The following is a 25,845-nucleotide window of genomic DNA, read 5'->3' as shown; positions in this document are numbered from 1 at the left end:
CCCGGAGGTTAAGTGATCTCCTGTGGGAGCGAGCCTGCTCGCGAATGGATCTAGAAATCAATCAAGGCGCAGGGTTCGGGTGATCCTTGTGAATCGCCTCAATCCCCTCCAGCACTTCATCGGATAGTTTCAGCTCGAAGCTCGCTAAATTGCTTTCAAGCTGCTCCATCGTCGTCGCGCCAATGATGTTGCTGGTCACAAATGGCTGCTGAGTGACAAACGCCAACGCCATTTGCGCCGGGTCCAGGCCGTGTTCACGCGCCAGTGCCACATAACGACTGCACGCTGCTTCCGACTGTGGGTTGAAATAGCGGCTGAAGCGGCTGTAGAGGCTCAAGCGGCCTTTAGGCGGGCGGGCGCCACCTTCGTACTTGCCCGACAGGAAACCGAACGCCAGCGGCGAATAAGCGAGCAGGCCGCACTGTTCGCGGATGGCGATTTCCGCCAGGCCGACTTCGAAGCTGCGGTTGAGCAGGTTGTACGGGTTCTGGATCGACACGGCGCGCGGCCAGCCACGGGCTTCGGCCAGGGCGAGGAAGCGCATGGTGCCCCACGGCGTTTCGTTGGACAGGCCGATGTGGCGGATCTTGCCGGCCTTGACCTGTTCGTCCAACGCTTCGAGGGTGTCCTCCAGTGGCGTGAGGTTGGCTTCGATCTTGTGTTTGTAACCGAGCTGGCCGAAGAAATTGGTGCTGCGCTCCGGCCAATGCAGCTGGTAGAGGTCGATGTAGTCGGTCTGCAAGCGCTTGAGGCTGGCGTCCACGGCTTCGGTGATGTGCTGGCGGTTGTGCCGCAGGTTTTTGTCGCGGATGTAATCGATGGTGTTGCCGGGGCCAGCGATCTTGCTGGCCAGGATCCAGTCGGCGCGATCACCACGGCTTTTGAAGTAATTGCCGATGTAGCGCTCGGTCGTAGCGTAGGTTTCGGCCTTGGGCGGCACCGGGTACATCTCGGCAGTGTCGATGAAATTGATCCCGGCACTTTTGGCCCGTTCAATCTGGGCGAAGGCTTCAGCCTCGCTGTTTTGCTCGCCCCAGGTCATGGTGCCGAGGCAGATTGCACTCACGTTCAGATTGGTTCGGCCTAGCTGGCGATAGTCCATCGGGTGCTCCTTGGGCAAAACAATCATAAAAGCAGGTTGAATTATTTTTCGCAATCTGCATAATTGCGCACCTCTTTCTGCAGTGGAAGTGATGCGCCGCCGCCGAAGAATCTTGCCGTTGAACGGACGCGCCGACCCGAGCCCCCGAAAGCGTCTGTATCCGGCTGCCTTTGACTTGTCAAAGTACGCACTATTCAGTAAGATCCGCCGTCTAATTTACAGGGCGGCCCCTGAGGCTATAAAGAATGAAAACTTTTACTGCTAAACCGGAAACAGTACAGCGCGACTGGTTTGTCGTCGACGCTGCAGGTCAGACCCTGGGTCGTCTGGCCACCGAAATCGCGAGCCGTCTGCGTGGCAAGCATAAAGCTGAGTACACTCCTCACGTTGACACCGGCGATTACATCGTCGTTATCAATGCCGAGCAGATTCGTGTAACCGGTGCTAAAACCACCGACAAAATCTACTACTCCCACTCCGGTTTCCCGGGCGGCATCAAGTCGATCAACTTCGAAAAGCTGATTGCTAAAGCCCCTGAGCGCGTGATCGAGACCGCGGTCAAAGGCATGCTGCCTAAGAACCCGCTGGGTCGCGACATGTATCGTAAGCTGAAAGTCTATGCGGGCGCTGTACACCCTCATACTGCTCAGCAGCCCCAAGAACTGAAGTTTTAACGGAATAGTTCATTATGTCGGCGACTCAAAATTACGGCACTGGCCGTCGCAAGACCGCAACCGCACGCGTTTTCCTGCGTCCGGGTACTGGTAACATCTCCATCAACAACCGCACCCTGGAAAATTTCTTCGGCCGCGAAACTGCCCGCATGGTAGTTCGTCAGCCGCTGGAACTGACTGAGACTGTCGAGAAATTCGACATCTACGTCACCGTGATCGGTGGTGGTGTAAGTGGTCAAGCTGGCGCAATCCGCCATGGTATCACTCGCGCACTGATGCAGTACGACGAAACCCTGCGTGGCGCTCTGCGCAAAGCTGGCTTCGTTACTCGCGATGCACGTGAAGTTGAACGTAAGAAAGTTGGTCTGCGTAAAGCGCGTAAGCGTCCGCAGTACTCGAAGCGTTAATTCGCTTTTACGTTCAAAAAGAACGCCCAGTTTCCTTGCGAAGCTGGGCGTTTTTTTATGGGCGCGATTTATCAAAGAATTGCTCTGTGACAACTTGCCACAGCCGTAGAAGCCCTATACTGCAAGGCTTGGCAGTGGAGCCCCTCGGTAATTACCTTGTCAGAATTGGGGCTTTTCATTACCATTCGGCAAAATTTTTATAAGTTCAGATTTTTACTTAGTAGACGCCTGATTTAACAGGCCACAAAGCTGATGGGAGAGGACTGAATGAGCAATGACGGCGTGAATGCAGGCCGGCGTCGCTTCTTGGTAGCAGCCACATCCGTGGTGGGTGCTGCAGGAGCGGTGGGGGCTGCGGTCCCGTTCGTGGGGTCATGGTTTCCCAGTGCCAAGGCGAAAGCTGCAGGTGCACCGGTGAAGGTGAATGTCAGCAAAATCGAGCCAGGCCAGCAGATGATTGCTGAGTGGCGCGGTCAGCCGGTGTTCATTGTCCGCCGAACCGCGGAAATCCTGGGGAATCTGAAAAAGATCGAGGGCCAGCTGTCTGACCCGACCTCCAAGAACTCGACACAACCGACCTACGTCGATCCAGAAACGCGTTCGATCAAGCCAGAGGTTCTGCTGCTGATCGGTATCTGCACACACCTGGGTTGCTCGCCGACCTTCCGTCCAGAAGTGGCTCCTGCGGATCTGGGCAAGGACTGGGTAGGTGGTTATTTCTGCCCTTGCCACGGTTCCCACTACGATCTGGCTGGCCGCGTCTACAAGTCGCAACCTGCGCCTTTGAACCTGCCAGTTCCCCCGCATTCCTATGAGACCGATGACATCATTGTCATTGGCGTCGATACGGAGAAAGCGTGATGAGCAAGTTCATGGATTGGGTTGATGCGCGCTTTCCCGCGACCAAAATGTGGGAAGACCATCTCAGCAAGTACTACGCCCCGAAGAACTTCAACTTCTTCTATTTCTTTGGCTCCCTCGCACTGCTCGTTCTGGTCAACCAGATCGTTACCGGTGTCTGGCTGACCATGAGCTACACCCCGTCGGCGGAAGAGGCGTTTGCTTCCGTCGAATACATCATGCGCGACGTCGAGTACGGCTCGATCCTGCGTCTGCTGCACTCCACCGGCGCCTCGGCGTTCTTCATCGTGGTCTATCTGCACATGTTCCGTGGCTTGCTCTACGGTTCGTACCAGAAGCCGCGTGAGCTGGTGTGGGTCTTCGGCATGCTGATCTATCTGGCGCTGATGGCTGAAGCCTTCATGGGTTACCTGCTGCCGTGGGGCCAGATGTCCTACTGGGGTGCCCAGGTGATCATCTCGCTGTTCGGTGCGATCCCGGTCATCGGCAACGATCTGACTCAATGGATCCGTGGTGACTACCTGATTTCCGGTATCACCCTGAACCGCTTCTTCGCCCTGCACGTTGTTGCCTTGCCGATCGTGATCCTCGGTCTGGTGGTGCTGCACGTTCTGGCGCTGCACGAAGTCGGTTCGAACAACCCGGACGGCGTGGACATCAAGAAATTCAAAGACGAAAACGGTGTACCGCTGGACGGCATTGCCTTCCACCCGTACTACACCGTGAAAGATATCGTCGGCGTGGTGGTGTTCCTGTTCATCTTCTGCTCGATCGTGTTCTTCTTCCCGGAAATGGGCGGCTACTTCCTCGAGAAGCCGAACTTTGAAGTGGCGAACGCCTTCAAGACGCCAGAGCACATCGCTCCGGTCTGGTACTTCACGCCGTTCTACGCGATTCTGCGGGCGATTCCGGACAAGCTCCTGGGCGTTATCGCCATGGGCGCGGCCATTGCTGTGCTGTTCGTCCTGCCATGGCTCGATCGTAGCCCGGTCAAGTCGATGCGCTACAAAGGCTGGCTGAGCAAGATCTGGCTCTGGGTGTTCTGCATCTCGTTCGTGATCCTGGGCGTGCTGGGCGTACTGGCCCCAACCCCTGAGCGGACGTTGCTGTCGCAGGTATGTACCTTCCTGTACTTCGCCTACTTCATTCTGATGCCGTTCTACACCAGGCTCGAGAAGACCAAACCGGTTCCGGAAAGGGTGACTGGCTGATGAAAAAGCTATTTGCTGTACTGATTCTTGCTGCTTTGCCTGTGCTGTCCTTCGCGGCCGAACACGGTGGTCCTGAGCTCGAAAAGGTCGACATCGACGTTTCCGACAAGGCTGCCATGCAGGATGGCGCGCGTACATTCGCCAACTACTGCATGGGCTGTCACAGCGCCAAGTTCCAGCGTTACGAGCGTGTCGCCGATGACTTGGGCATTCCGCACGACCTGATGCTCTCGAAGCTGGTGCTCACCGGCGCCAAGATCGGCGACCACATGAGCATCGGCATGCAGCCGGCTGACGCCAAGACCTGGTTCGGTGCGGCGCCGCCCGACCTGACCCTGGTCGCCCGCGTTCGTGGCACTGACTGGCTCTACGGTTACCTGAGATCTTTCTACGAAGACCCATCGCGTCCTTGGGGTGTGAACAACAAGGTGTTCCCGAACGTCGGGATGCCTAACGTTCTGGTCGGCCTGCAGGGTCGTCAGGTGGTAGGCTGTAAACAAGTTCAAATCGTCGAAGACGGCAAGAAGCAATACGATCCGCTGACCGGCACCGCTTTGACTCATGAAGCCTGCGACCAGCTGACCATACTGCCGAAAACCGGCACGCTGAACGAAGAGCAGTTCGACGAGAAGGTCAAGAATCTGGTGACCTTCCTGGCCTACTCGGCCAACCCGGTGAAGCTGCAGCATCAGCGCATCGGTACCTATGTGTTGCTGTACCTGGCGTTCTTCTTCGTATTCGCATACTTGCTCAAGCGTGAATACTGGAAAGACGTCCATTGATATTGCTGTAAAATTGCTGTCAATCGCGCGCGCCCAAGGGCGTCTCTGAAGGTGTAACGAGCCTGGTGATCCAGGCGTTACGGGAGGCGCCCTCTGGGCGCGCGCGTTTTTCCGTTTCCGATAATTTCAACAAGCGAGGAGGACCGCCATGGGCGTGACCAATCGGTTGGCCTGTTACTCCGACCCCGCCGACCACTATTCCCACCGAGTGCGTATCGTACTTGCAGAGAAGGGTGTCAGCGCCGAGATCATTTACGTGGAAGCTGGTCGCCAGCCGCCTAAACTGATTGAAGTGAACCCTTACGGCAGCTTGCCCACCCTGGTCGATCGTGACCTGGCGTTGTGGGAGTCGACCGTGGTGATGGAATATCTGGATGAGCGTTACCCGCACCCGCCTTTACTGCCGGTTTATCCAGTGGCGCGTGCCAACAGCCGTCTGCTGATTCATCGTATTCAGCGAGACTGGTGTGGCCTGGTGGATCTGATTCTGGATTCCCGGTCCAAGGAAGCAGCCCGTGTCGTGGCTCGTAAAGAGCTACGCGAAAGCCTGACCGGCGTGTCGCCGTTGTTCGCCGACAAGCCGTTTTTCCTCAGTGAGGAACAAAGTCTGGTGGATTGCTGCCTATTACCAATACTCTGGCGATTGCCGATTCTGGGTATAGAACTGCCGCGGCCTGCCAAGCCGCTGCTTGATTACATGGAGCGCTCGTTTGCGCGTGAGGCTTTCCAGGCGAGTCTGTCTGGTGTCGAACGCGATATGCGCTAAGGCTTAAGGAGCCGCTATGAACTCCAGTCGACCTTATCTGGTCCGCGCGCTCTACGAGTGGATTGTGGACAACGATTGCACCCCGCACATGCTGGTCAATTCCGAGTATCCGTCGGTGCAGGTGCCTCAGGGTTTTGCCAGTGACGGACAGATTGTCCTGAACGTATCGCCGGCAGCCGTGCGTCATCTGCACATGGACAACGAAGCGGTCAGCTTCGAAGGGCGTTTCGGTGGCGTGCCGCACACCCTGTACGTGCCTATCGCATCGATCCTGGGCATTTACGCCCGGGAGAACGGTCAGGGCATGGTGTTTGATCTGGAATCGCCTATGGAAGACGAGGAAGAGATCGAGCCGGATGACGATATTCCGCCACCCGACAGAGAGCCGCCGCGTCCCAGCGGTCGACCCAGTTTGAAAGTGGTGAAGTAATAAAAAAGGCGATCCGAAAGGATCGCCTTTTTTGTGCCTGCGTGTTGAGTGTCAGTCGATGTACTCAAACAGCTTCACGATTTTCTGCACGCCGGAAACGCTTTGCACCAGGTTGGTGGCTTGGGCCGCTTCCTGCTTGGTCAGCAGACCCAGCAGGTAGACGATACCATTCTCTGTGACAACCTTGATGCGCGAGCCCGGAATGTTCGGATCGGTGAGCATCTGGGTCTTGATCTTGGAGGTCAGCCAGGTGTCGTTCTGGCGGGCAAGAAAGCCGGAAGGTGGCAGGACTTGCAGTTCGTTGTGGACTGTCTTCACGCGCTGAACAGCCGCTGCAGCCTGTTCGGCCTTGGCCTTGAGGTCGGCACGCGGGGTTTGCCCGGCGAGCAGCACGACACCGTTGAAGCTTGTGACGACGATGTGCGAGTCGTTGTCCAGGGCTGGATCGGCCTTGGCGATGTTCACACCGACCTTGGTGTCGATCAGAGAGTCGTCGATCTTACTGCCGAAGGTGCGGGTGCCGCGGTCATCTTCAATCGGTGCTTCACGGCTGGCGTTAACCACCGAGGTGCAGCCGCTGATGCCGAGGCACAGGGTCAAGGCCAGAAGGCCTAGGCGATTAGGGGTCATTCTTCACTCCCGAACAGTTGGCTGTCGATCAAATCGCAAAGGCAATGGATCGCCAGCAGGTGGACTTCCTGAATACGTGCGGTGACGTTGGCCGGTACGCGAATCTCGACGTCCTCGGGCAATAGCAGCGACGCCATGCCGCCGCCATCGCGACCGGTCAATGCTACGACAATCATTTCGCGATCATGTGCGGCCTGGATCGCTTGAATAATGTTTGCCGAGTTGCCGCTGGTGGAAATCGCCAGCAATACGTCACCCGGCTGGCCGAGGGCGCGGATCTGTTTGGAGAAAATTTCGTTGTAGCTGTAGTCGTTGGCGATCGAGGTGATCGTCGAGCTGTCGGTGGTCAGCGCAATCGCTGGCAGGCTCGGACGCTCGCGCTCGAAACGGTTGAGCAGCTCGGACGAGAAGTGCTGGGCATCACCGGCAGAGCCGCCGTTGCCGCAGGACAGCATTTTGCCTTCGTTGAGCAGGGCGTTGACCATCACCTGGCTGGCTTGCTCGATGTGCGGTGCAAGTACGTCCATCGCCATTTGCTTGGTATCGATACTGGCCTGAAAAAGCTGGCGAATTCGGGATTGCATGTCCATCTGTGTGACCTTAATTAGCGCGGCTACTCGGCACATGAATGTGCAGCCCGCAAAGCAAAGAGCAAAAGTGTTGGGTGAAAGTGTCCGGTGCGGGGCGCACGCGATCAGCTGTCGAAGGCATTCTGCAACCAGTTCAACTGATCGAGGTTGCTGTCGATGGCAACCACGTCGAAACGGCAAGGGGAATTGGCCCAGCGCGACTCGCGCTGAAGAAAATACTGCGCGGCAACTATCAGTTTTTGCCGTTTGCGCTCATCGATGCTATCGAGCGCGCCACCCCATTGAGTGTTTTTTCTGTAGCGGACTTCAACGAATACTACTGTATCGCCATCAAGCATGACCAGATCAAGCTCGCCGCGTTTACACAACCAGTTCTGCGCCAGGAGGCGCAGACCTTGTTGTTGAAGATGCTCGAGCGCATGGCGCTCGGCATCTTTACCGCTTTGCTGGCGTGATCTGTCGGGCATCAGCGCGGGGTGTCCGGCAGGCGTTGAACCTGGCCGCTGACGAACTGTGCCCACGGCAACTGGCGGACCACACGTTGGTTCTGAGTCATGCCCAGGCTGCCCGATTGACCTTCGATGCGGCTGTCCGGCAGAGCCTTGAGTTGCTCCAGGCGTGGTGCCAGGCGATAGGCATCAACACCCATCGCGTACAGACGGCCCAGGCTGCCAGCAGCTTGCGGCCACTGCGCGGTCACTTGTTTGCGCAGTGGATCGTTGGCCTCCAGCAACCATGGGGTTTCGCAGAAGCGAATGCCGTTCATGTCGTTGTACTGATTCACATCGCCGCTGGCGCTGAACACGTGGGAGGTGGCATAGACCGGCACGTCGCCGGCGTACTGGAAGTTCAGTGTCGGCTTGATTTGCTGGGCTTGCTGAGGCGTTGCAGCCAGGAAGATGAACTCGATGTCCTGACGGCGCGAAGGCTGGGCGGCTACCTGCCCGCCAACGGTGCTTTGCAGGCTCTTGGCACGACCTTCGCTCTGACGCAGCTGGAACATGTCGGCAATCTGCTGGGCCAGTTGAACCGGTTGGTCGACACGTTCGGTAGCGACGATGCTGCCACCGTTAGCCTGCCAGTCCTGGCTGAATGCTCTCAACACGCGATCGCCCCATTCGCCTTTCGGCACCATGATGGCGGCGCGATGCAGGCCATCGGCGCGAGCACGGCGGGACACTTCGCGGGCTTCGTCTTCAGCCGCAAGACCGAACTGGAACAGCTGGGCCGGACCTTGTGCGCCTTCGCTGTAATTCAGCGCCAGGGTGGTGATCGGCAGTTGCGGGCGAGCACTGAGCTGTTTGACCAGCGGCTTCTCCAGTGGGCCGACGACCAACTGCACGCCATCGGCTTGGGCCTTGCGGTAGAACTCGTCCATCGAAGTGAGTTTCGAGCTGTCATAGAACTCGATGGCAGGCGGCTTCTGCCCGGCTTGTTGGGCCTGGTAGTGAGCGGCCATGAAACCTTCGCGCAGTGCTTTGCCGACCGACGCCAGGGGGCCGTCTTGTGGCAGCAGCAGGGCGATTTTGCTCAGGGGCTGGCTGGCCAGTTCCTTGAGCTTGGTCAGTGGCAGCGGCAATTGAATGGCGGCCGGGTGCTTTGGATTCTGTGCGCGCCAGTTGTCGATCGCGGCTTGCTGCTGTTCCAGGGTGCCGGCAGTTTTCACCGCCAGTGCCAGGCCCATCCAGCCGCCGAGGTCGTCGGTGGCAGTTGGCTGCAGCTGGTCGGTTGGCAGCGAGGCGATCAGGGTCCAGATCGCTTCGTGGTTTTTGCTGGCGGCTTCACCTTCAAGCATTGGCGCGATGAAGATACGTTCCCGTGCGGCGGCCAGCGTCTGGCCATCGGCTTCAAGGGCGCGGGCATGAACAGTGCCGGTGCGAACCTGTTGCTCAACCGGCAGTTCACTCAGGCGTTGCAGGCTCGGATGACTCAAGGCTGTCAGTGCCGCTTTGGGCTGATTGCGAACCATGGCCAGTTCAGCCGCCAGGGTACTGGCGAAAACCTGTTGGCCAGGCTTGAGTGTTTCGACGGGGACTTGTTGCAGGATTTGCGCGGACTGGCCGGCATTCCCCTGACGATAAGCCAGGTCTGCCGCGCTCAGGCGCAACAGGGAGGCTTTTTCCGGGTCTTTGCTTTGAGCAGCCTGTGCGAGCAATTGCTCGATACTGGCATCCGGGGTTCGTGGAAGTTCGCCAAGGCTGGAGGAGGGCGAGCTGGCGCAAGCCGCCAGCAAGGCAGCGAGGCAGAGGGCAGTGAGCAGCCGCAGGCAAGCGATCATGTAAGTGTTCCTGATACTCGATCAAATTAGCGTGGAATTGTACCCAAGCACTGGCCGGGGCGCGATGTTACTGGTGTGAATCGATCAATTTAGCTCGTGTAAATGTTGCGGCACTGCACAAGAGGCTGCAAAACCGAGGGTTGCTTGCGCGTATCGCGAACGTCACGACGCGCTACAATGGCGGTTTTTACCGATCATGAGGTGTGCGCTTTGACTGCTCCAGGTGCTTTGAATTCCGCTGCTGGCTCGCTTTATGTGGTGGCGACGCCCATCGGCAACCTGGACGATATCAGTGCGCGTGCGCTGAAGATCCTGCGCGAGGTCGCCCTGATCGCTGCCGAAGATACCCGTCACTCACAGCGATTGATGCAGCATTTTGGCATTCCTACACCGCTGGCAGCCTGTCACGAACACAATGAGCGGGATGAAGGTAGCCGCTTTATCACCCGCTTGCTCGCCGGCGACGATGTGGCGCTGATTTCAGATGCCGGCACGCCGTTGATTTCCGATCCTGGTTATCACCTCGTGCGTCAGGCTCGTGCTGCGGGTATCAATGTGGTGCCGGTTCCGGGCGCCTGCGCGTTGATCGCAGCGTTGTCGGCGGCGGGGTTGCCGTCGGACCGTTTCATCTTCGAAGGCTTCCTGCCGGCCAAGGCTGTCGGCCGGCGCGCCCGTCTTGAGTTGGTAAAGGAAGAACCGCGCACGCTGATTTTTTATGAAGCCCCGCACCGGATCCTCGAGTGCCTACAAGACATGGAGTTGGTGTTTGGTGGTGAACGTCCGGCGTTGCTGGCGCGGGAGCTGACCAAGACTTTCGAAACCCTTAAAGGCTTGCCACTGGCTGAGTTGCGCGAGTTCGTCGAGTCAGACAGCAATCAGCAGCGCGGTGAGTGCGTGGTGTTGGTGGCGGGTTGGTCTGCCCCCGAGACCGAGGACGCCGTCAGCAGTGAAGCAATGCGCATTCTGAATCTGTTGCTTGAAGAAATGCCGCTCAAGCGAGCCGCGGCGTTGGCGGCGCAAATTACCGGCGAGCGCAAGAATGTGCTCTATCAGGTCGCGCTGGATAAACAGAAGGGCGAGTAAAAACCGACGTGCAGGCGTAGCCCACGGCGTTTAGCGCTTGTCCTTCGGCCGCTCTGCCGTTAATCTTCGCGGCGGAGAGTCGATCGGACAGTCGCTGCCTTCTATGAAAATTAGGGGGGGGAGGAAAGTCCGGGCTCCATAGGGCGAAGTGCCAGGTAATGCCTGGGAGGCGTGAGCCTACGGAAAGTGCCACAGAAAATAACCGCCTAAGCGCTTCGGCGCCGGTAAGGGTGAAAAGGTGCGGTAAGAGCGCACCGCACGTCTGGCAACAGTTCGTGGCTAGGTAAACCCCACTTGGAGCAAGACCAAATAGGGTCCCAAGGCGTGGCCCGCGCTGGGACCGGGTAGGTTGCTAAAGATGTCCAGTGATGGCCATCGTAGACGAATGACTGTTCAAGACAGAACCCGGCTTACAGATCGACTCTCCACCTTTTTCCCCTCCCTGCTTTAATCATTGAGCAGGGCGCCTGTAGTAGCAATTTCCCTCCTTGCAAAATCAACAGCAGAAGCACTTTCCTAATACCGAAAAAATCTTACTCTTAACAAATTACTTTAACTTTCGAACGCAGCCTTCAGTGCTGATTCAAGTTATTGAGCAGGATGACACGTCAGATTCTCGCTACCCCTCCTTTTGCGCTCCTAAATCTCAGTTCTGTAAGGCTTTTCCTTTAATCCGCGCCTTGACGGTGCGGTGGCCGCATTCCTATAGTGTGCACAAGTGGCGGAAAGTGGCACGAAGTGGGTTTTTTGAGCTCAAAACGCTAATATTTGGAGAAGCGCTGTCGTGTTTCGCGGAGCTAATGCTATCAGTCTCGATGCAAAGGGCCGTCTCGCTATGCCGAGCCGGTACCGTGACGAGCTGGTTTCGAGAAGTTCCGGTCAGTTAATCGTCACCATCGACGCCGTTGATCCATGTTTGTGTGTTTACCCCCTCGATGAGTGGGAAATTATTGAAACCAAACTGCGCGCACTGCCTTCGCTTCGCGAAGAGAACCGCCGCCTGCAACGTTTACTGATTGGTAATGCCGTCGACCTCGAGCTCGATGGCAGTGGTCGTTTTCTGGTTCCGCCGCGTCTTCGTGAATATGCCAAGTTGGATAAGCGCGCGATGCTGGTAGGCCAACTGAACAAGTTCCAATTGTGGGACGAGGATGCCTGGGATGCGGTTTCTGCCGCTGACCTGGCTGCTATTCAACAACCGGGCGCCATGCCTGATGAACTGCGTGATTTGATCCTGTGACTATTGATAGCGGCTTTAACCACATCACCGTACTGCTTGACGAAGCCGTGGAGGCTCTCGCCGTACGTCCTGATGGCTGCTATCTGGACGGTACGTTCGGGCGCGGCGGACACAGCCGGTTGATCCTCAGCCAGCTCGGTCCCGATGGTCGGCTGCTTGGATTCGACAAAGATCCTCAAGCGATTGCCACCGGGCAAACGCTAGCGGCCGAAGACGGCCGCTTTGTCGTTGTACAGCGCAGCTTTGCCGAGCTCGGTTCGGAAGTCGCCGAACGCGGTCTGGACGGCAAGGTCAGCGGCGTTTTGCTCGACCTCGGCGTGTCCTCGCCGCAGCTCGACGACCCTGAGCGCGGCTTCAGTTTCCTCAATGATGGCCCGCTGGACATGCGCATGGATCCGTCCCGAGGAATCAGCGCTGCCGAATTCGTCAACACCGCCCCGGCGGAAGAAATCGCCCGGGTGTTCAAGCAATACGGCGAAGAAAGATTCTCCGGCCGGATGGCCCGTGCCGTGGCCGAGCGTCGCGACATCAAGCCGTTCGAGCGCACTGCCGATCTGGCTGAAGTCCTGAAAGTCGCCAATCCTGCCTGGGAAAAGGGCAAAAACCCGGCGACCCGTGCGTTCCAGGGCTTGCGTATTCACGTCAACAACGAGCTGGGTGATCTGGAAGCCGGCCTCGAAGCTGCACTGGAATGCCTGGAAGTCGGTGGCCGCCTGGTGGTCATCAGCTTCCACTCGCTGGAAGACCGCATCGTCAAACTGTTCATGCGCAAACTGGTGAAAGGCGAAGCCGACAACTTGCCGCGCAACCTGCCGGTACGTCACGTCGCCTTCGAACCAATAATCAAAATCCATGGCAAAGCACAGTCCGCCTCCGAGGCCGAACTCAAAGCCAACCCACGCTCCCGTAGCGCCGTCATGCGCGTCGCGGAGAAGCTGCGGTGAGCAAGCTTTTCGCCAAGCCACTTCCCGGCGGAAGCTTTTTCATGCTGCTGTTGTTTATTGGCGTGCTCGTGTCAGCCATCGGCGTTTCCTACAGTGCCCACTGGAACCGTCAACTGCTGAACTCGCTGTATAACGAGTTGAGCGTGCGCGACAAGGCGCAAGCGGAATGGGGTCGTTTGATTCTCGAACAGAGCACCTGGACTGCCCACAGCCGTATCGAAGTCCTGGCGACCGAGCAACTGAAGATGCGCATTCCAGGCGCTGCTGAAGTGCAGATGGTGGCGCCATGATGAAACTCGAAGGCGCTCTGTTTCCATGGCGTTTCCGCCTGGTGCTGGGTTTGCTCGGCATCATGGTCGTGGCTATTTGCTGGCGCATCATCGACCTGCAAGTCGTCGACCGTGCCTTCCTTAAAGGTCAGGGCGATGCGCGCAGCGTTCGTCATATTCCGATTCCGGCTCACCGTGGTCTAATCACCGACCGTAACGGCGAGCCTTTGGCCGTCAGTACCCCGGTGACTACCCTGTGGGCCAACGCCAAGGAAATGCAACTGGCCAAAGAGAAGTGGCCAGCACTGGCGGCCGCTTTGGGCCAAGACCCTAAAGCCCTGGCCGAGCGTCTCGAGGCTCAAGCCAATAAAGAATTCATCTACCTGGTGCGCGGGCTGACCCCCGAACAGGGCCAGTCCGTGCTCGATCTGAAAGTACCGGGCGTTTACGGCATTGAGGAGTTCCGGCGTTTCTATCCGGCCGGTGAAGTCACCGCCCACATGGTCGGATTTACCGACATCGATGACCACGGTCGTGAAGGCGTCGAGCTGGCCTACGACGAATGGCTGGCCGGGGTCCCCGGCAAGCGACAGGTGATCAAGGATCGGCGTGGCCGACTTATCAAGGATGTTCAGGTCACCAAAAACGCCAAGGCCGGAAAGCCCTTGGCGTTGTCCATTGACCTGCGTCTGCAATACCTGGCCAACCGCGAGCTGCGTAACGCGATTATCGAAAACGGCGCCAAGGCCGGCAGCCTGGTGATCATGGACGTGAAGAGCGGCGAGATCCTCGCCATGGTCAACCAGCCGACCTACAACCCGAACAACCGTCGCAACCTGCAACCGGCGATGATGCGTAACCGCGCAATGATCGACGTGTTCGAGCCGGGTTCGACCATGAAAGCGATCTCCATGAGCGCCGCCATTGAAACCGGTCGCTGGAAACCGAGCGACACTGTCGAGGTATATCCAGGCTCCTTGCAGATTGGTAAGTACACCATCAAGGACGTATCGAAGACTGAAGGCCCGGTGCTCGACCTCACCGGCATCCTGATCAACTCCAGTAACGTCGGCATGAGTAAGGTAGCGTTCGATATCGGCGGCGAAACGATTTTCCGTCTGGCGCAAAAAGTCGGCCTCGGCCAGGACACCGGCCTCGGCTTCCCGGGCGAACGTGTCGGCAACCTGCCGAACTACCGCGAATGGCGCAAGGCTGAAACCGCCACGCTGTCTTACGGCTACGGTATCTCGGTAACCGCGATCCAGTTGGTTCACGCCTTCTCGGCCCTGGCCAACAACGGTCGCCTAGCGCCGTTGACCCTGATCAAAACCGACAAGCCACCGCAAACCACACAGGTATTGCCGGAAGCGGTCGCGAAAACCATGCAAGGCATGCTGACCCAAGTGATCGAAGCCCCGCGCGGTGTGTTCCGTGCGCAGGTGCCGGCGTATCACGTGGCCGGCAAGTCGGGTACTGCGCGTAAGACTTCGGTGGGCACCAAAGGCTACGCCGAGAATTCCTACCGTTCGCTGTTCGCCGGCTTCGGCCCGATGAGCGATCCGCGTTACGCAATCGTGGTGGTGATCGATGAGCCGACCAAGGCCGGTTACTTCGGTGGTCTGGTATCGGCGCCGGTGTTCAGCAAAGTGATGTCCGGGACCTTGCGCCTGATGAACATCACCCCGGACAACCTGCCACCTACTCAACAAGCGAACGCAGCACCGGTCGTTCCGCTGAAAGCCAATGGAGGGCGCGGCTGATGTCTCTGAGTCTGAACAAGATTTTTGCCCACGCCGGCCGCGATCTGTTGATCCGCGAACTGACCCTGGACAGCCGCAACGTGCGGGCTGGCGACCTGTTTCTCGCCGTCCCTGGCGGCAAGTTCGACGGTCGCGCGCACATTGCAGACGCCCTGCAACGCGGCGCTGCCGCTGTGGCGTATGAAGTCGAAGGCGCGACCGTATTGCCGATTACCGATGTACCGCTGATTCCAGTCAAAGGCCTGGCGGCGCAGCTGTCGGACATCGCCGGGCGTTTTTACGGTGACCCGAGTCGTCACCTGAACCTGGTCGGCGTGACCGGCACCAACGGCAAAACCAGCGTGACGCAGTTGGTTGCGCAAGCATTGGATTTGCTTGGTCAGCACTGCGGCATCGTCGGCACGTTGGGTACCGGTTTTTACGGCGCGCTCGAAAGCGGCTTGCACACCACGCCGAACCCGATCGCCGTGCAGGCAACCCTCGCCGACCTGAAAAAGGCTGGTGCCAAAGCCGTAGCCATGGAAGTTTCTTCCCACGGTCTGGACCAGGGCCGCGTGACCGCACTGGCGTTCGATGTGGCGGTGATGACCAACCTGTCCCGCGATCACCTGGATTACCACGGCACCATGCAAGCCTACGGTGAAGCCAAGGCCAAGCTGTTTGCCTGGAACGATTTGAAGTGCCGGGTGGTTAACCTCGACGACGAATTCGGCCGCGAACTGGCAGCCGATAAACGCGAGTCGCGCTTGATCACCTACAGCCTGGAAGACTCCAGTGCCTACCTTTATTGCCGTGAAGCGCAGTTCGATGACGAAGGTGTGCGCGCCACGTTGGTCACGCCGCAGGGTGAGCATCATCTGCGCAGCACCTTGCTCGGTCGTTTCAACCTGAGCAACGTGCTGGCCGCGGTCGGCGCCTTGCTGGGCCTGGACTACGCACTGGACGAAATCCTCAACGTGCTGCCAAAACTCGAAGGCCCGGCCGGACGCATGCAGCGCCTCGGCGGCGGTACTCAGCCGCTGGTAGTGGTCGATTACGCCCACACACCGGATGCGCTGGAAAAAGTCTTGATGGCCCTGCGTCCTCACGCGAAAGGCCGTTTGCTGTGCCTGTTCGGTTGTGGTGGTGATCGCGATCGCGGCAAGCGTCCGCTCATGGCAGAAGTGGTCGAGCGTCTGGCTGACGGCGTGCTGGTGACCGATGACAACCCGCGCACCGAAGACCCTGCAGTGATCTTCGACGACATCCGCGCCGGTTTTACCGCTGTGGATAAAGTCACCTTCGTCGCTGGCCGTGGCCGGGCGATTGCACAATTGATCGCCAGCGCTTCGGCAGATGACGTGATTGTCCTGGCCGGTAAAGGTCACGAGGACTATCAGGAAATCAACGGCCAGCGTCACGCTTTCTCCGATCTGGTCGAGGCCGATCACGCCTTGACCGCGTGGGAGGTGGCTCATGCTTAAGGCCTTGAAACTGAGCGAACTGACCGGCGCGCTGAATGCCCGCTTGGTCACTGCCGATGCCAGCTTCGACGGCGTCAGCATCGACAGCCGCGCGATCAAACCAGGCCAACTCTTTATTGCCCTGACCGGCCCGCGTTTCGATGGGCATGACTATCTCAATGACGTCGCCGCAAAAGGCGCCGTAGCGGCGTTGGTCGAGCGCGAAGTCGCCGACAGCGCACTGCCGCAGTTGCTGGTGAAAGATACCCGTCAGGCGCTGGGGCAACTCGGCGCGTTGAACCGTGCTGCTTACACCCATCCTGTCGCAGCGATCACCGGTTCCAGCGGCAAGACCACGGTCAAGGAAATGCTCGCCAGCATCCTACGCACGCGCGGTCCGGTGTTGGCGACCCGTGGCAACCTGAACAATGATCTCGGCGTTCCGCTGACCTTGCTCGAGCTCGCACCGGAACATACCGCGGCGGTGATCGAACTGGGTGCTTCGCGTCTCGGCGAGATTGCCTACACCGTCGGCATGACCAAGCCTCATGTGGCCGTGCTCAACAACGCCGGGACCGCCCATGTTGGCGAGTTCGGCGGCCCGGAAAAAATCGTTGAAGCCAAGGGCGAGATTATTGAAGGACTGGATGCCGATGGCGTCGCCGTTCTCAATCTTGACGACAAGGCGTTCGACATCTGGAAGATCCGTGCTGCCGGTCGCAAAGTGCTGACCTTCGCCCTGAGCAATGTCAGCGCCGATTTCTACGCCAGCGATCTGGGCCGTGACGCTCGCGGTTGCCCGGCGTTCAACCTGCACACTCCTGAAGGTATGGAGCGCGTTCAACTGAACCTGCTCGGCACCCATAACGTCGCCAATGCCATGGCCGCCGCCGCCGCCGCCCATGCGCTGGGCGTTTCGCTGTTCGGCATCGCCACCGGCCTCGGCGCGGTGCAACCGGTCAAGGGCCGCACCGTCGCGCAACTGGCCAGCAATGGCATGCGCGTGATCGATGACACGTACAACGCGAACCCCACCTCCATGTGCGCCGCCGTTGATATACTCGCCGGCTTTTCCGGCCGCACCGTTCTGGTGCTCGGAGATATCGGCGAGTTGGGCGATTGGGCGGAGCAGGGGCACCGCGATGTGGGCGAGTACGCCCGCGACAAGGTTTCCGCGCTTTACGCTGTCGGGCCAATGATGGCTCACGCCGTGAGCGCTTTCGGTGCACAGGCCTTTCACTTCAGCACTCAAGCTGAACTGATCAAGGCCCTGGGCGCCGAGCAAGATACAAACACCACCATTTTGATCAAGGGCTCGCGCAGCGCTGCGATGGAAAACATCGTCGCCGCTTTGTGCGGGACCAGCCTGGAGAAACATTAATGCTGCTGCTGCTAGCGGAGTACCTGCAACAGTTCTACAAAGGCTTCGCGGTCTTTCAGTACCTGACCCTGCGCGGGATTCTCGGTGTGCTGACCGCGCTGGTTTTGTCGCTGTGCTATGGCCCGTGGATGATCCGCACTTTACAGAACCGTCAGATCGGTCAATCCGTTCGTAACGACGGTCCACAATCGCACCTGTCCAAGTCCGGCACCCCGACCATGGGCGGCGCGCTGATACTGTCGTCCATCGGCGTCAGTACTTTGCTGTGGGCTGACCTGACCAACCGTTATGTATGGACCGTGCTGCTGGTGACCTTGTTGTTCGGGGCCATCGGCTGGGTCGACGATTACCGCAAAGTGATCGAGAAGAACTCCCGTGGCTTGCCGAGCCGCTGGAAGTACTTCTGGCAATCGGTGTTCGGCCTGGGCGCGGCGATCTTCCTTTATATGACCGCCGCGACACCGGTGGAAACCACCCTGATTTTGCCGATGCTCAAGGACCACAGCATTCCGCTGGGCGTTGGTTTCATTGTCCTGACTTACTTCGTGATTGTCGGCTCGAGCAACGCGGTCAACCTGACTGATGGCCTCGACGGTCTGGCGATCATGCCCACCGTAATGGTCGGCGGCGGGTTGGGCATTTTCTGCTACCTGTCGGGTAACGTGAAATTCGCTGAATACCTGTTGATTCCGTATGTGCCGGGTGCAGGCGAGTTGATTGTGTTCTGCGGCGCCTTGATCGGCGCGGGCCTCGGGTTTCTCTGGTTCAACACGTATCCGGCTCAGGTGTTCATGGGCGACGTCGGCGCACTGGCGCTGGGCGCGGCACTGGGCACCATCGCGGTGATCGTCCGTCAGGAAATCGTCCTGTTCATCATGGGCGGCGTGTTCGTGATGGAGACCCTGTCAGTCGTCATTCAGGTTGCTTCCTTCAAGCTAACCGGTCGCCGTGTGTTCCGCATGGCGCCGATTCACCACCACTTTGAACTCAAGGGCTGGCCCGAGCCACGCGTGATCGTCCGTTTCTGGATCATCACCGTGATTCTCGTGCTGGTTGGCCTTGCCACCCTGAAGCTGAGGTAGAACGAGTGTCTCTGATCGCTTCTGACCACTTCCGCATCGTTGTCGGCCTCGGCAAGAGCGGCATGTCCCTGGTTCGCTTCCTGGCGAACCGGGGCACGTCGTTTGCTGTCGCCGATACGCGGGAAAATCCACCGGAACTGGCCACGCTCAAGCGTGACTATCCGCACGTGGAAGTGCGTTGTGGCGAGCTGGACGTCGAATTCCTGTGCCGCGCCGACGAGCTCTACGTGAGCCCCGGGCTGGCGCTGGCGACCCCGGCCCTGCAGGCTGCCGCCGCCCGTGGCGTGAAATTGTCCGGCGACATCGAGCTGTTCGCGCGTAACGCGAAGGCGCCGATCGTCGCCATCAGCGGCTCCAACGCGAAAAGCACCGTCACCACGCTGGTCGGCGAGATGGCTGCGGCGGCCGGCAAGCGTGTCGCCGTCGGTGGCAACCTCGGTACGCCGGCGCTGGACCTGCTCAGCGATGACGTCGAGCTGTACGTGATGGAACTGTCGAGCTTCCAGCTCGAAACCACCGATCAACTCAACGCCGAAGTGGCGACCGTGCTCAACGTCAGCGAAGACCACATGGACCGCTACAGCGGTCTGCCGGCCTATCACTTGGCCAAGCATCGGATCTTCCGAGGTGCCAAGCAGTTTGTGGTCAACCGTCAGGATGCCCTGAGCCGTCCGCTGATTGGCGAAGGTCAGCCATGCTGGACCTTCGGTTTGAGCAAACCTGATTTCAAGGCATTCGGTATCCGCGAAGAAGACGGCGAGAAGTACCTGGCCTTCGAATTCCAGAACCTGATGCCGGTGCGCGAGTTGAAAATTCGCGGCGCCCACAACCAGTCCAACGCCCTGGCAGCATTGGCTTTGGGCCACGCGGTCGGCCTGCCATTCGACGCCATGCTGTCGAGCCTGCGCACTTTCGCCGGGCTTGAGCATCGCTGCCAATGGATCCGCGATTTGAATGGCGTGAGCTACTACAACGATTCCAAAGCCACCAACGTCGGCGCCGCCCTGGCGGCCATCGAAGGCCTGGGTGCGGACATCGACGGCAAGGTCGTGCTGATCGCCGGTGGCGATGGCAAGGGCGCCGAGTTCAATGATCTGCGTGATCCGGTGGCGGCTAACTGCCGCGCCGTGATCCTGATGGGCCGCGACTCCGACAAGATCGGTGAGGCTATTGGCGATGCCGTGCCGCTGATCCGCGCCGCTTCGCTGATCGAAGCAGTCGAGCAATGCCGCGCCGCTGCGCAACCGGGCGACGTCGTGCTGCTGTCGCCCGCCTGCGCCAGTTTCGACATGTTCAAGAATTACGAAGATCGTGGTCACCAGTTCGTCCGCGCTGTGGAGGATCTGGTATGAGCCTGTTGAACATCATCAAGCCCTATCCGTCGCCGATCATCACCGGGCGCGGCATCGACCTCGACTTCCCGATGCTCGCCGGCTGCCTGGCATTGATCGGCCTCGGGCTGGTCATGATTGCATCGGCATCGACCGAGGTGGCTGCGGTGCAGTCGGGCAGCGCCCTGTATTACATGATTCGCCACCTTATCTACATCGTGCTGGGCCTGGGTGCCTGCATCGTCACCATGATGATTCCGATCGCCACCTGGCAACGCCTGGGCTGGCTGATGCTGATTGGTGCGTTCGGTTTGCTGGTGATGGTGATCATTCCGGGGATCGGCCGTGAAGTGAACGGTTCGATGCGCTGGATCGGCTTCAGTTTCTTTAACGTTCAGCCTTCCGAGATCGCCAAGGTGTTCGTGGTGATCTACCTCGCCGGTTATCTGGTGCGTCGCCAGAAAGAAGTGCGTGAAAGCTGGATGGGCTTCTTCAAGCCGTTCATCGTTCTGCTGCCGATGGCGGGTCTGTTGCTGATGGAGCCGGACTTCGGTGCCACCGTCGTGATGATGGGGGCTGCTGCGGCGATGCTGTTCCTCGGCGGGGTCGGGCTGTTCCGTTTTTCCTTGATGGTTGTCCTGGCGGTCGCGGCGGTGGTGTTGTTGATTCAAGTGCAGCCGTATCGAATGGCGCGCCTGACCAACTTTGCGGATCCGTGGGCCGACCAGTTCGGTGCCGGCTATCAGTTGTCTCAAGCGTTGATCGCTTTTGGTCGCGGTGAATGGCTGGGCGTTGGCCTGGGCAACAGCGTGCAGAAACAGTTCTACCTGCCGGAAGCCCACACTGACTTCGTGTTCTCGGTCCTGGCCGAAGAACTGGGTGCCGTGGGTTCTTTGTGCACGGTGGCGCTGTTCGTCTTTGTCTGTATTCGTGGCATGTACATCGGTTACTGGGCCGAGAAGGCCAAGCAATTCTTCGCCGCCTACATCGCGTACGGCCTGTCGTTCCTGTGGATTGGTCAGTTCCTGATCAACATCGGGGTAAACGTCGGCCTGCTGCCAACCAAAGGTCTGACCCTGCCGTTCCTCAGTTATGGCGGCAGTTCGTTGGTGATCTGCGGTGCCTGTCTCGGCTTGTTGCTGCGCATCGAGTGGGAGAGTCGAACCCACCTGGGCAGTGAAGAGACGGAGTTCCATGAGAGCGACTTCGCCGAGGAGTCAACCCATGGGCGCTAACGTGCTGATCATGGCGGGCGGTACCGGTGGCCACGTGTTCCCGGCGCTGGCCTGTGCTCGTGAATTCCAGGCCCGCGGTTACACCGTGCATTGGCTCGGGACACCGCGTGGCATCGAGAACGATCTGGTCCCGGTGGCCGGTATCGAACTGCATCGGATCAATGCCAGCGGATTGCGTGGCAAGGGCAAATTGTCCCTGCTCAAGGCGCCGTTCATGTTGCTCAAGTCGATCTGGCAGGCGCGGGCGATCATTCGCCAGCTGCGGCCGGTGTGTGTGGTCGGCTTTGGTGGTTATGTGACCGGTCCTGGTGGCGTTGCCGCCAAACTGGCCGGCGTGCCGGTAATCGTTCACGAGCAGAACGCCGTGGCCGGTACCGCCAATCGGTTGCTGGTGCCGTTGGCCGCCCGAGTCTGTGAAGCGTTCCCCGACACCTTTACCCTGTCGGGCAGCCGTCGAACCACCGGTAACCCGGTGCGCACCGAGCTGTTCCTCGAAACACCGCGACAGGCTCTGGCCGGTCGCAAGGCGCGTTTGCTGATCCTGGGTGGAAGCCTGGGCGCAGAACCGTTGAACAAGTTGCTGCCTGAAGCCCTGTCGCAAGTCGCCCCCGACCTGCGCCCGGAGGTGTTTCATCAGGCCGGCAAAAACCACGATGAAGTGACTGCGCAGCGCTATCGCGCGGCTGGCGTCGAGGCGCAAGTGCAGCCTTTCATCAAAGACATGGCCCAAGCCTATGGCTGGGCCGACCTGGTGGTGTGCCGTGCAGGCGCGTTGACCATCAGTGAACTGGCCGCCGCCGGTCTGCCCTCGATGCTGGTGCCTTTGCCCCACGCGATCGACGATCACCAGACCCGCAACGCCGATTATTTGGCCCGTGAAGGCGCTGCCTTCCTGATGCCGCAAAGAACGACTGGCGCAGCGGATCTTGCCGCACGCCTGACAGAGGTCCTGATGCAACCACAACGACTGACCGACATGGCCACCGCGGCACGCCGCCTGGCCAAACCCGATGCAACCCGTAACGTGGTCGATACCTGCCTGGAGGTGGCCCATGGTTGAGAATCAGAAAGCCATGCCGCAACCGGAAATGCGCCGCATCCGTCGCATCCACTTCGTCGGAATCGGCGGCGTGGGCATGTGCGGTATCGCCGAAGTGTTGTTGAACCTGGGCTATGAAGTGTCCGGTTCCGACCTGAAAGCGTCGCCGGTCACCGAGCGTCTCGAGTCCTTCGGCGCCCAGATCTTTATCGGCCACCGCGCCGAGAACGCCGCGAACGCCGATGTGCTGGTCACCTCCAGTGCCGTGAACACGTCCAACCCGGAAGTCGCCACCGCCCTGGAACGCCGCATTCCTGTGGTGCCTCGCGCTGAAATGCTGGCCGAGCTGATGCGCTACCGCCACGGCATCGCCGTCGCCGGCACCCACGGCAAAACCACCACCACCAGCCTGATCGCTTCGGTGTTCGCGGCCGGTGGCCTGGACCCGACATTCGTCATCGGTGGCCGTCTGAATGCCGCGGGCACTAATGCCCAGCTCGGCACCAGCCGTTACCTGATCGCTGAAGCAGACGAAAGCGATGCGAGCTTCCTGCACTTGCAGCCGCTGGTGGCTGTGGTCACCAACATCGACGCCGACCACATGGCGACCTACGACGGTGACTTCAACAAACTGAAGAAAACCTTCGTCGAGTTCCTCCACAACCTGCCGTTCTATGGTCTGGCGGTGGTGTGCCTGGACGATCCGGTGGTGCGTGAAATCCTGCCGCTGGTGAAACGCCCGACGGTCACCTATGGCTTCGGCGATGACTGCGACGTGCGCGCGATCAACGTGCGCCAGCAGGGCATGCAGACCTTCTTTACCGTGCTGCGTCCTGATCGCGATCCGCTGGATGTCTCGGTGAACATGCCGGGCAACCACAACGTGTTGAACGCACTGGCAACCATCTGCATCGCCACTGACGAGGGTGTCAGCGATGAAGCCATCGTCCAGGGCCTGTCCGGGTTCCAGGGTGTCGGCCGACGCTTCCAGGTCTACGGCGAACTGCCGGTAGAAGGCGGCAACGTGATGCTGGTCGACGACTACGGTCACCACCCGACCGAAGTCGCCGCGGTCATCAAAGCCGTGCGCGGTGGCTGGCCGGAACGCCGTCTGGTGATGGTCTACCAGCCGCACCGTTACAGCCGGACCCGCGACCTGTACGACGATTTCGTCAATGTATTGGCCGACGCCAACGTCCTGCTGCTGATGGAAGTCTACCCGGCCGGTGAAGAACCGATCCCGGGCGCCGACAGCCGCAAGCTGTGCAACAGCATCCGTCAGCGCGGTCAGCTCGACCCGATCTACATCGAGCGCGGTGTTGACCTCGCGCCCATCGTCAAGCCGCTGCTGCGTGCCGGCGACATCCTGCTGTGCCAGGGCGCCGGTGACATCGGTGGTCTTGCACCGAAACTGTTGAAAAGTCCGTTGTTTGCAGGCGCCGTTGCTGCGCCGAGTGTGGGGAAGTTGAAATGACTGCTGCTTACGCCAACCTCGTCTCCACTATTGCGCCGAAAGATTTCGGCCGCGTCGCCGTACTCTTCGGCGGCAAGAGTGCCGAGCGTGAGGTTTCCCTGAAGTCGGGTAACGCGGTTCTCGACGCGCTGCTGAGCGCCGGTGTGGATGCGTTCGGCCTCGATGTGGGCGATGACCTTCTGCAGCGTTTGCTGAACGAAAAGATCGACCGCGCCTTCGTCATCCTCCACGGTCGTGGCGGTGAAGACGGCAGCATGCAGGGCCTGCTGGAATGCCTGGGTATTCCGTACACCGGCAGCGGCATTCTTGCTTCCGCGCTGGCCATGGACAAGCTGCGGACCAAGCAGGTCTGGCACAGCCTGGGTATTCCGACGCCACGCCATGCAGTACTGAGTTCTGAGGCCGATTGTATTTCGGCGGCGACGGAACTGGGCTTCCCTTTGATCGTCAAACCGGCCCATGAAGGTTCAAGTATCGGGATGGCCAAAGTGACCTCCGCGTCGGAGTTGATCGACGCGTGGAAAGCGGCCAGTACCTACGATTCGCAAGTGTTGGTCGAACAATGGATTCAAGGTCCGGAGTTCACCATCGCCACCCTGCGTGACCAGGTGTTACCACCGATCGCCTTGGGCACGACGCACAGTTTCTACGACTACGACGCCAAGTACGTGGCTTCCGATACCCAGTACCGGATTCCGTGTGGCCTGGACAGCAACAAAGAAAAAGAACTGATGGACCTCACGGCGAAAGCCTGTGAGGCGCTGGGTATCGCCGGTTGGGGCAGGGCTGACGTGATGCAGGACGCCGACGGGCAGTTCTGGTTCCTGGAAGTCAATACCGCACCTGGCATGACCGATCACAGTCTGGTGCCGATGGCAGCTCGTGCTGCCGGTCTGGATTTCCAGCAACTGGTTCTGGCGATTCTGGCCGCAAGCATTGAGCCGCGAGGTTAAGAGCATGCAAGGCGCACAGCTGAGACATCAGCCCCCCGCACCGACCGGCCGCAAGCCGGTACCTCGGGGTGCCAGCCGAATGGTGGCCAAAGAGCCGATGTCTGCGCGCCTGCCGAAAGCCAATTTTGGTTTTCTGAAATCCTTGTTCTGGCCGGTGCTGTTGGTTGCACTGGGTTTCGGCACTTACGAAGGCGCGCAGCGTTTGTTGCCGTACGCCGACCGGCCGATCACCAAGATCAACGTGCAGGGCGACTTGAGTTACATCAGCCAGCAAGCGGTGCAGCAGCGGATCGCCCCGTACGTGGCGTCGAGCTTCTTCACCATCGATCTTGCGAGCATGCGCACCGAGCTTGAAACAATGCCATGGATTGCCCACGCCGAAGTGCGTCGGGTGTGGCCGGATCAAGTGGTGATCCGCCTGGAAGAACAACTGCCGGTGGCCCGTTGGGGCGATGAGTCGCTGTTGAACAACCAGGGTCAGGCGTTCACCCCGCGTGAGCTGGCGAATTACGAACACTTGCCACAGCTGTTCGGCCCACAACGGGCCCAACAGCAAGTGATGCAGCAATACCAGGTGCTGAGCCAGATGCTCAGGCCGTTGGGCTTCTCGATTGCGCGCCTGGAGTTGCGTGATCGAGGCAGCTGGTTCCTGACCACCGGCGCCGGCAGTGCGGGCCCGGGAATCGAACTGTTGCTGGGACGCGGAAACCTGCTGGAAAAGATGCGCCGCTTCATTGCCATCTATGACAAGACGCTTAAAGAACAGATTACGAACATTGCGCGCATCGATCTGCGCTACGCCAACGGCCTCGCTGTTGGCTGGCGGGAACCTGTAGCGCCCACGATAGCCCAACCCGCTGTCGCGAAGAATTAAGAAGAGG

26 protein-coding genes and 1 other RNA gene are annotated in these 25,845 nt (G+C 59.5%); 22 read left to right on the top strand and 5 right to left on the bottom strand.

What is annotated here, in order from left to right:
• Positions 1-61 precede the first annotated feature (61 nt).
• The gene (locus MO767_RS16855; RefSeq protein WP_149628860.1) at positions 62-1,102 is read right to left on the bottom strand and encodes an NADP(H)-dependent aldo-keto reductase; all 1,041 of its coding nucleotides are present in this window, start codon (positions 1,100-1,102) and stop codon (positions 62-64) included.
• A gap of 245 nt (positions 1,103-1,347) precedes the next feature.
• Between MO767_RS16855 and rplM the strand changes: the two genes are divergently transcribed.
• The 7 genes from rplM to MO767_RS16820 all read left to right on the top strand — a co-directional run bounded on the left by rplM (position 1,348) and on the right by MO767_RS16820 (position 6,233).
• Positions 1,348-1,776: a 50S ribosomal protein L13 gene (rplM, locus tag MO767_RS16850; protein ID WP_007905295.1), complete on the top strand. Its 429-nt coding sequence runs from the start codon at positions 1,348-1,350 to the stop codon at positions 1,774-1,776.
• A gap of 14 nt (positions 1,777-1,790) precedes the next feature.
• Positions 1,791-2,183 (top strand): 30S ribosomal protein S9, encoded by a 393-nt coding sequence (rpsI, locus tag MO767_RS16845; protein WP_003216038.1) that lies wholly within the window; start codon positions 1,791-1,793, stop codon positions 2,181-2,183.
• 267 nt (positions 2,184-2,450) lie between these two features.
• Positions 2,451-3,044 carry a ubiquinol-cytochrome c reductase iron-sulfur subunit gene (gene petA / locus MO767_RS16840; protein ID WP_033061319.1) on the top strand — a complete coding sequence of 198 codons (594 nt, stop codon included), beginning with the start codon at positions 2,451-2,453 and terminating at the stop codon, positions 3,042-3,044.
• Entirely contained in the window at positions 3,044-4,255 is a 1,212-nt protein-coding gene (locus MO767_RS16835) for a cytochrome bc complex cytochrome b subunit (protein ID WP_008155974.1), read from the top strand. The genes petA and MO767_RS16835 overlap by 1 nt, the downstream gene beginning before the upstream one ends.
• Positions 4,255-5,037, top strand: coding sequence for a cytochrome c1 (locus MO767_RS16830; protein WP_282481414.1), 783 nt, complete (start codon positions 4,255-4,257; stop codon positions 5,035-5,037). Before MO767_RS16835 ends, MO767_RS16830 begins: the two co-directional genes overlap by 1 nt.
• 148 nt (positions 5,038-5,185) lie before the next feature.
• Positions 5,186-5,803: a glutathione S-transferase N-terminal domain-containing protein gene (locus tag MO767_RS16825; protein ID WP_008155978.1), complete on the top strand. Its 618-nt coding sequence runs from the start codon at positions 5,186-5,188 to the stop codon at positions 5,801-5,803.
• Positions 5,804-5,819: 16 nt separating this feature from the next.
• The gene (locus tag MO767_RS16820) at positions 5,820-6,233 is read left to right on the top strand and encodes a ClpXP protease specificity-enhancing factor (protein ID WP_282481413.1); all 414 of its coding nucleotides are present in this window, start codon (positions 5,820-5,822) and stop codon (positions 6,231-6,233) included.
• A gap of 51 nt (positions 6,234-6,284) precedes the next feature.
• On the opposite strand, the gene MO767_RS16815 is transcribed toward MO767_RS16820, so the two are convergent.
• From MO767_RS16815 to MO767_RS16800, 4 genes are all read right to left on the bottom strand, one after another.
• Positions 6,285-6,863: a BON domain-containing protein gene (locus MO767_RS16815; protein ID WP_282481412.1), complete on the bottom strand. Its 579-nt coding sequence runs from the start codon at positions 6,861-6,863 to the stop codon at positions 6,285-6,287.
• Positions 6,860-7,453, bottom strand: a complete 594-nt coding sequence (locus MO767_RS16810) for a phosphoheptose isomerase (RefSeq protein ID WP_008025961.1) — start codon at positions 7,451-7,453, stop codon at positions 6,860-6,862. The genes MO767_RS16815 and MO767_RS16810 overlap by 4 nt, the downstream gene beginning before the upstream one ends.
• 104 nt (positions 7,454-7,557) lie before the next feature.
• Positions 7,558-7,920 carry a YraN family protein gene (locus MO767_RS16805; protein ID WP_282481488.1) on the bottom strand — a complete coding sequence of 121 codons (363 nt, stop codon included), beginning with the start codon at positions 7,918-7,920 and terminating at the stop codon, positions 7,558-7,560.
• Positions 7,920-9,731: a penicillin-binding protein activator gene (locus MO767_RS16800; protein ID WP_282481411.1), complete on the bottom strand. Its 1,812-nt coding sequence runs from the start codon at positions 9,729-9,731 to the stop codon at positions 7,920-7,922. The genes MO767_RS16805 and MO767_RS16800 overlap by 1 nt, the downstream gene beginning before the upstream one ends.
• Before the next feature lie 177 nt (positions 9,732-9,908).
• On the opposite strand from MO767_RS16800, the gene rsmI reads away from it, so the two are divergent.
• The 15 genes from rsmI to MO767_RS16725 all read left to right on the top strand — a co-directional run bounded on the left by rsmI (position 9,909) and on the right by MO767_RS16725 (position 25,838).
• Positions 9,909-10,814 carry a 16S rRNA (cytidine(1402)-2'-O)-methyltransferase gene (gene rsmI / locus MO767_RS16795; RefSeq protein WP_223429668.1) on the top strand — a complete coding sequence of 302 codons (906 nt, stop codon included), beginning with the start codon at positions 9,909-9,911 and terminating at the stop codon, positions 10,812-10,814.
• A gap of 75 nt (positions 10,815-10,889) precedes the next feature.
• Positions 10,890-11,243: RNase P RNA component class A (gene rnpB / locus MO767_RS16790), an RNA gene on the top strand.
• 355 nt (positions 11,244-11,598) lie between these two features.
• Positions 11,599-12,054, top strand: a complete 456-nt coding sequence (gene mraZ, locus MO767_RS16785) for a division/cell wall cluster transcriptional repressor MraZ (protein WP_008147486.1) — start codon at positions 11,599-11,601, stop codon at positions 12,052-12,054.
• A gap of 2 nt (positions 12,055-12,056) precedes the next feature.
• Positions 12,057-12,998, top strand: coding sequence for a 16S rRNA (cytosine(1402)-N(4))-methyltransferase RsmH (rsmH, locus tag MO767_RS16780; protein WP_282481487.1), 942 nt, complete (start codon positions 12,057-12,059; stop codon positions 12,996-12,998).
• Positions 12,995-13,288, top strand: a complete 294-nt coding sequence (ftsL, locus tag MO767_RS16775; protein WP_003205353.1) for a cell division protein FtsL — start codon at positions 12,995-12,997, stop codon at positions 13,286-13,288. The genes rsmH and ftsL overlap by 4 nt, the downstream gene beginning before the upstream one ends.
• A complete protein-coding gene (locus MO767_RS16770; RefSeq protein WP_282481486.1) occupies positions 13,288-15,027 on the top strand; it encodes a penicillin-binding protein 2 in 1,740 nt (579 codons plus the stop codon). The genes ftsL and MO767_RS16770 overlap by 1 nt, the downstream gene beginning before the upstream one ends.
• Entirely contained in the window at positions 15,027-16,490 is a 1,464-nt protein-coding gene (locus MO767_RS16765; protein WP_282481410.1) for a UDP-N-acetylmuramoyl-L-alanyl-D-glutamate--2,6-diaminopimelate ligase, read from the top strand. Before MO767_RS16770 ends, MO767_RS16765 begins: the two co-directional genes overlap by 1 nt.
• Positions 16,483-17,850, top strand: a complete 1,368-nt coding sequence (gene murF, locus MO767_RS16760) for a UDP-N-acetylmuramoyl-tripeptide--D-alanyl-D-alanine ligase (protein ID WP_282481409.1) — start codon at positions 16,483-16,485, stop codon at positions 17,848-17,850. The genes MO767_RS16765 and murF overlap by 8 nt, the downstream gene beginning before the upstream one ends.
• Positions 17,850-18,932 carry a phospho-N-acetylmuramoyl-pentapeptide-transferase gene (gene mraY / locus MO767_RS16755; protein WP_282481408.1) on the top strand — a complete coding sequence of 361 codons (1,083 nt, stop codon included), beginning with the start codon at positions 17,850-17,852 and terminating at the stop codon, positions 18,930-18,932. The genes murF and mraY overlap by 1 nt, the downstream gene beginning before the upstream one ends.
• A gap of 5 nt (positions 18,933-18,937) precedes the next feature.
• Positions 18,938-20,284 (top strand): UDP-N-acetylmuramoyl-L-alanine--D-glutamate ligase, encoded by a 1,347-nt coding sequence (gene murD, locus MO767_RS16750; protein WP_282481407.1) that lies wholly within the window; start codon positions 18,938-18,940, stop codon positions 20,282-20,284.
• Between the two features lie 2 nt (positions 20,285-20,286).
• The gene (gene ftsW, locus MO767_RS16745; protein ID WP_282481485.1) at positions 20,287-21,498 is read left to right on the top strand and encodes a putative lipid II flippase FtsW; all 1,212 of its coding nucleotides are present in this window, start codon (positions 20,287-20,289) and stop codon (positions 21,496-21,498) included.
• The gene (murG, locus tag MO767_RS16740; RefSeq protein WP_282481406.1) at positions 21,488-22,558 is read left to right on the top strand and encodes an undecaprenyldiphospho-muramoylpentapeptide beta-N-acetylglucosaminyltransferase; all 1,071 of its coding nucleotides are present in this window, start codon (positions 21,488-21,490) and stop codon (positions 22,556-22,558) included. The genes ftsW and murG overlap by 11 nt, the downstream gene beginning before the upstream one ends.
• Positions 22,551-24,011: a UDP-N-acetylmuramate--L-alanine ligase gene (gene murC / locus MO767_RS16735; RefSeq protein WP_282481405.1), complete on the top strand. Its 1,461-nt coding sequence runs from the start codon at positions 22,551-22,553 to the stop codon at positions 24,009-24,011. Before murG ends, murC begins: the two co-directional genes overlap by 8 nt.
• Complete coding sequence (locus MO767_RS16730; RefSeq protein ID WP_282481404.1) at positions 24,008-24,964, top strand: D-alanine--D-alanine ligase; 957 nt, start codon at positions 24,008-24,010, stop codon at positions 24,962-24,964. Before murC ends, MO767_RS16730 begins: the two co-directional genes overlap by 4 nt.
• 4 nt (positions 24,965-24,968) lie before the next feature.
• Positions 24,969-25,838, top strand: coding sequence for a cell division protein FtsQ/DivIB (locus tag MO767_RS16725; RefSeq protein WP_282481403.1), 870 nt, complete (start codon positions 24,969-24,971; stop codon positions 25,836-25,838).
• Positions 25,839-25,845 lie beyond the last annotated feature (7 nt).

The sequence above is a fragment of the Pseudomonas sp. UYIF39 genome (assembly GCF_029963765.1).
Classification (GTDB): domain Bacteria; phylum Pseudomonadota; class Gammaproteobacteria; order Pseudomonadales; family Pseudomonadaceae; genus Aquipseudomonas.
This window is presented reverse-complemented; position numbering and strand designations above follow the sequence as displayed.

Excerpts from the sequence above, each read along its gene's own strand:
- murG (WP_282481406.1), top strand. The coding sequence starts at position 21,488 with ATGGGCGCTAACGTGCTGATCATGGCGGGCGGTACCGGTGGCCACGTG.
- rsmI (WP_223429668.1), top strand. The coding sequence starts at position 9,909 with ATGGCGGTTTTTACCGATCATGAGGTGTGCGCTTTGACTGCTCCAGGT.
- MO767_RS16730 (WP_282481404.1), top strand. The coding sequence starts at position 24,008 with ATGACTGCTGCTTACGCCAACCTCGTCTCCACTATTGCGCCGAAAGAT.
- rpsI (WP_003216038.1), top strand. The coding sequence starts at position 1,791 with ATGTCGGCGACTCAAAATTACGGCACTGGCCGTCGCAAGACCGCAACC.
- MO767_RS16810 (WP_008025961.1), bottom strand. The coding sequence starts at position 7,453 with ATGGACATGCAATCCCGAATTCGCCAGCTTTTTCAGGCCAGTATCGAT.
- MO767_RS16770 (WP_282481486.1), top strand. The coding sequence starts at position 13,288 with ATGAAACTCGAAGGCGCTCTGTTTCCATGGCGTTTCCGCCTGGTGCTG.
- petA (WP_033061319.1), top strand. The coding sequence starts at position 2,451 with ATGAGCAATGACGGCGTGAATGCAGGCCGGCGTCGCTTCTTGGTAGCA.
- MO767_RS16805 (WP_282481488.1), bottom strand. The coding sequence starts at position 7,920 with ATGCCCGACAGATCACGCCAGCAAAGCGGTAAAGATGCCGAGCGCCAT.
- MO767_RS16825 (WP_008155978.1), top strand. The coding sequence starts at position 5,186 with ATGGGCGTGACCAATCGGTTGGCCTGTTACTCCGACCCCGCCGACCAC.
- murF (WP_282481409.1), top strand. The coding sequence starts at position 16,483 with ATGCTTAAGGCCTTGAAACTGAGCGAACTGACCGGCGCGCTGAATGCC.
- MO767_RS16830 (WP_282481414.1), top strand. The coding sequence starts at position 4,255 with ATGAAAAAGCTATTTGCTGTACTGATTCTTGCTGCTTTGCCTGTGCTG.
- MO767_RS16800 (WP_282481411.1), bottom strand. The coding sequence starts at position 9,731 with ATGATCGCTTGCCTGCGGCTGCTCACTGCCCTCTGCCTCGCTGCCTTG.
- MO767_RS16820 (WP_282481413.1), top strand. The coding sequence starts at position 5,820 with ATGAACTCCAGTCGACCTTATCTGGTCCGCGCGCTCTACGAGTGGATT.
- rplM (WP_007905295.1), top strand. The coding sequence starts at position 1,348 with ATGAAAACTTTTACTGCTAAACCGGAAACAGTACAGCGCGACTGGTTT.
- MO767_RS16765 (WP_282481410.1), top strand. The coding sequence starts at position 15,027 with ATGTCTCTGAGTCTGAACAAGATTTTTGCCCACGCCGGCCGCGATCTG.
- MO767_RS16815 (WP_282481412.1), bottom strand. The coding sequence starts at position 6,863 with ATGACCCCTAATCGCCTAGGCCTTCTGGCCTTGACCCTGTGCCTCGGC.
- MO767_RS16725 (WP_282481403.1), top strand. The coding sequence starts at position 24,969 with ATGCAAGGCGCACAGCTGAGACATCAGCCCCCCGCACCGACCGGCCGC.
- MO767_RS16835 (WP_008155974.1), top strand. The coding sequence starts at position 3,044 with ATGAGCAAGTTCATGGATTGGGTTGATGCGCGCTTTCCCGCGACCAAA.
- mraY (WP_282481408.1), top strand. The coding sequence starts at position 17,850 with ATGCTGCTGCTGCTAGCGGAGTACCTGCAACAGTTCTACAAAGGCTTC.
- MO767_RS16855 (WP_149628860.1), bottom strand. The coding sequence starts at position 1,102 with ATGGACTATCGCCAGCTAGGCCGAACCAATCTGAACGTGAGTGCAATC.
- murC (WP_282481405.1), top strand. The coding sequence starts at position 22,551 with ATGGTTGAGAATCAGAAAGCCATGCCGCAACCGGAAATGCGCCGCATC.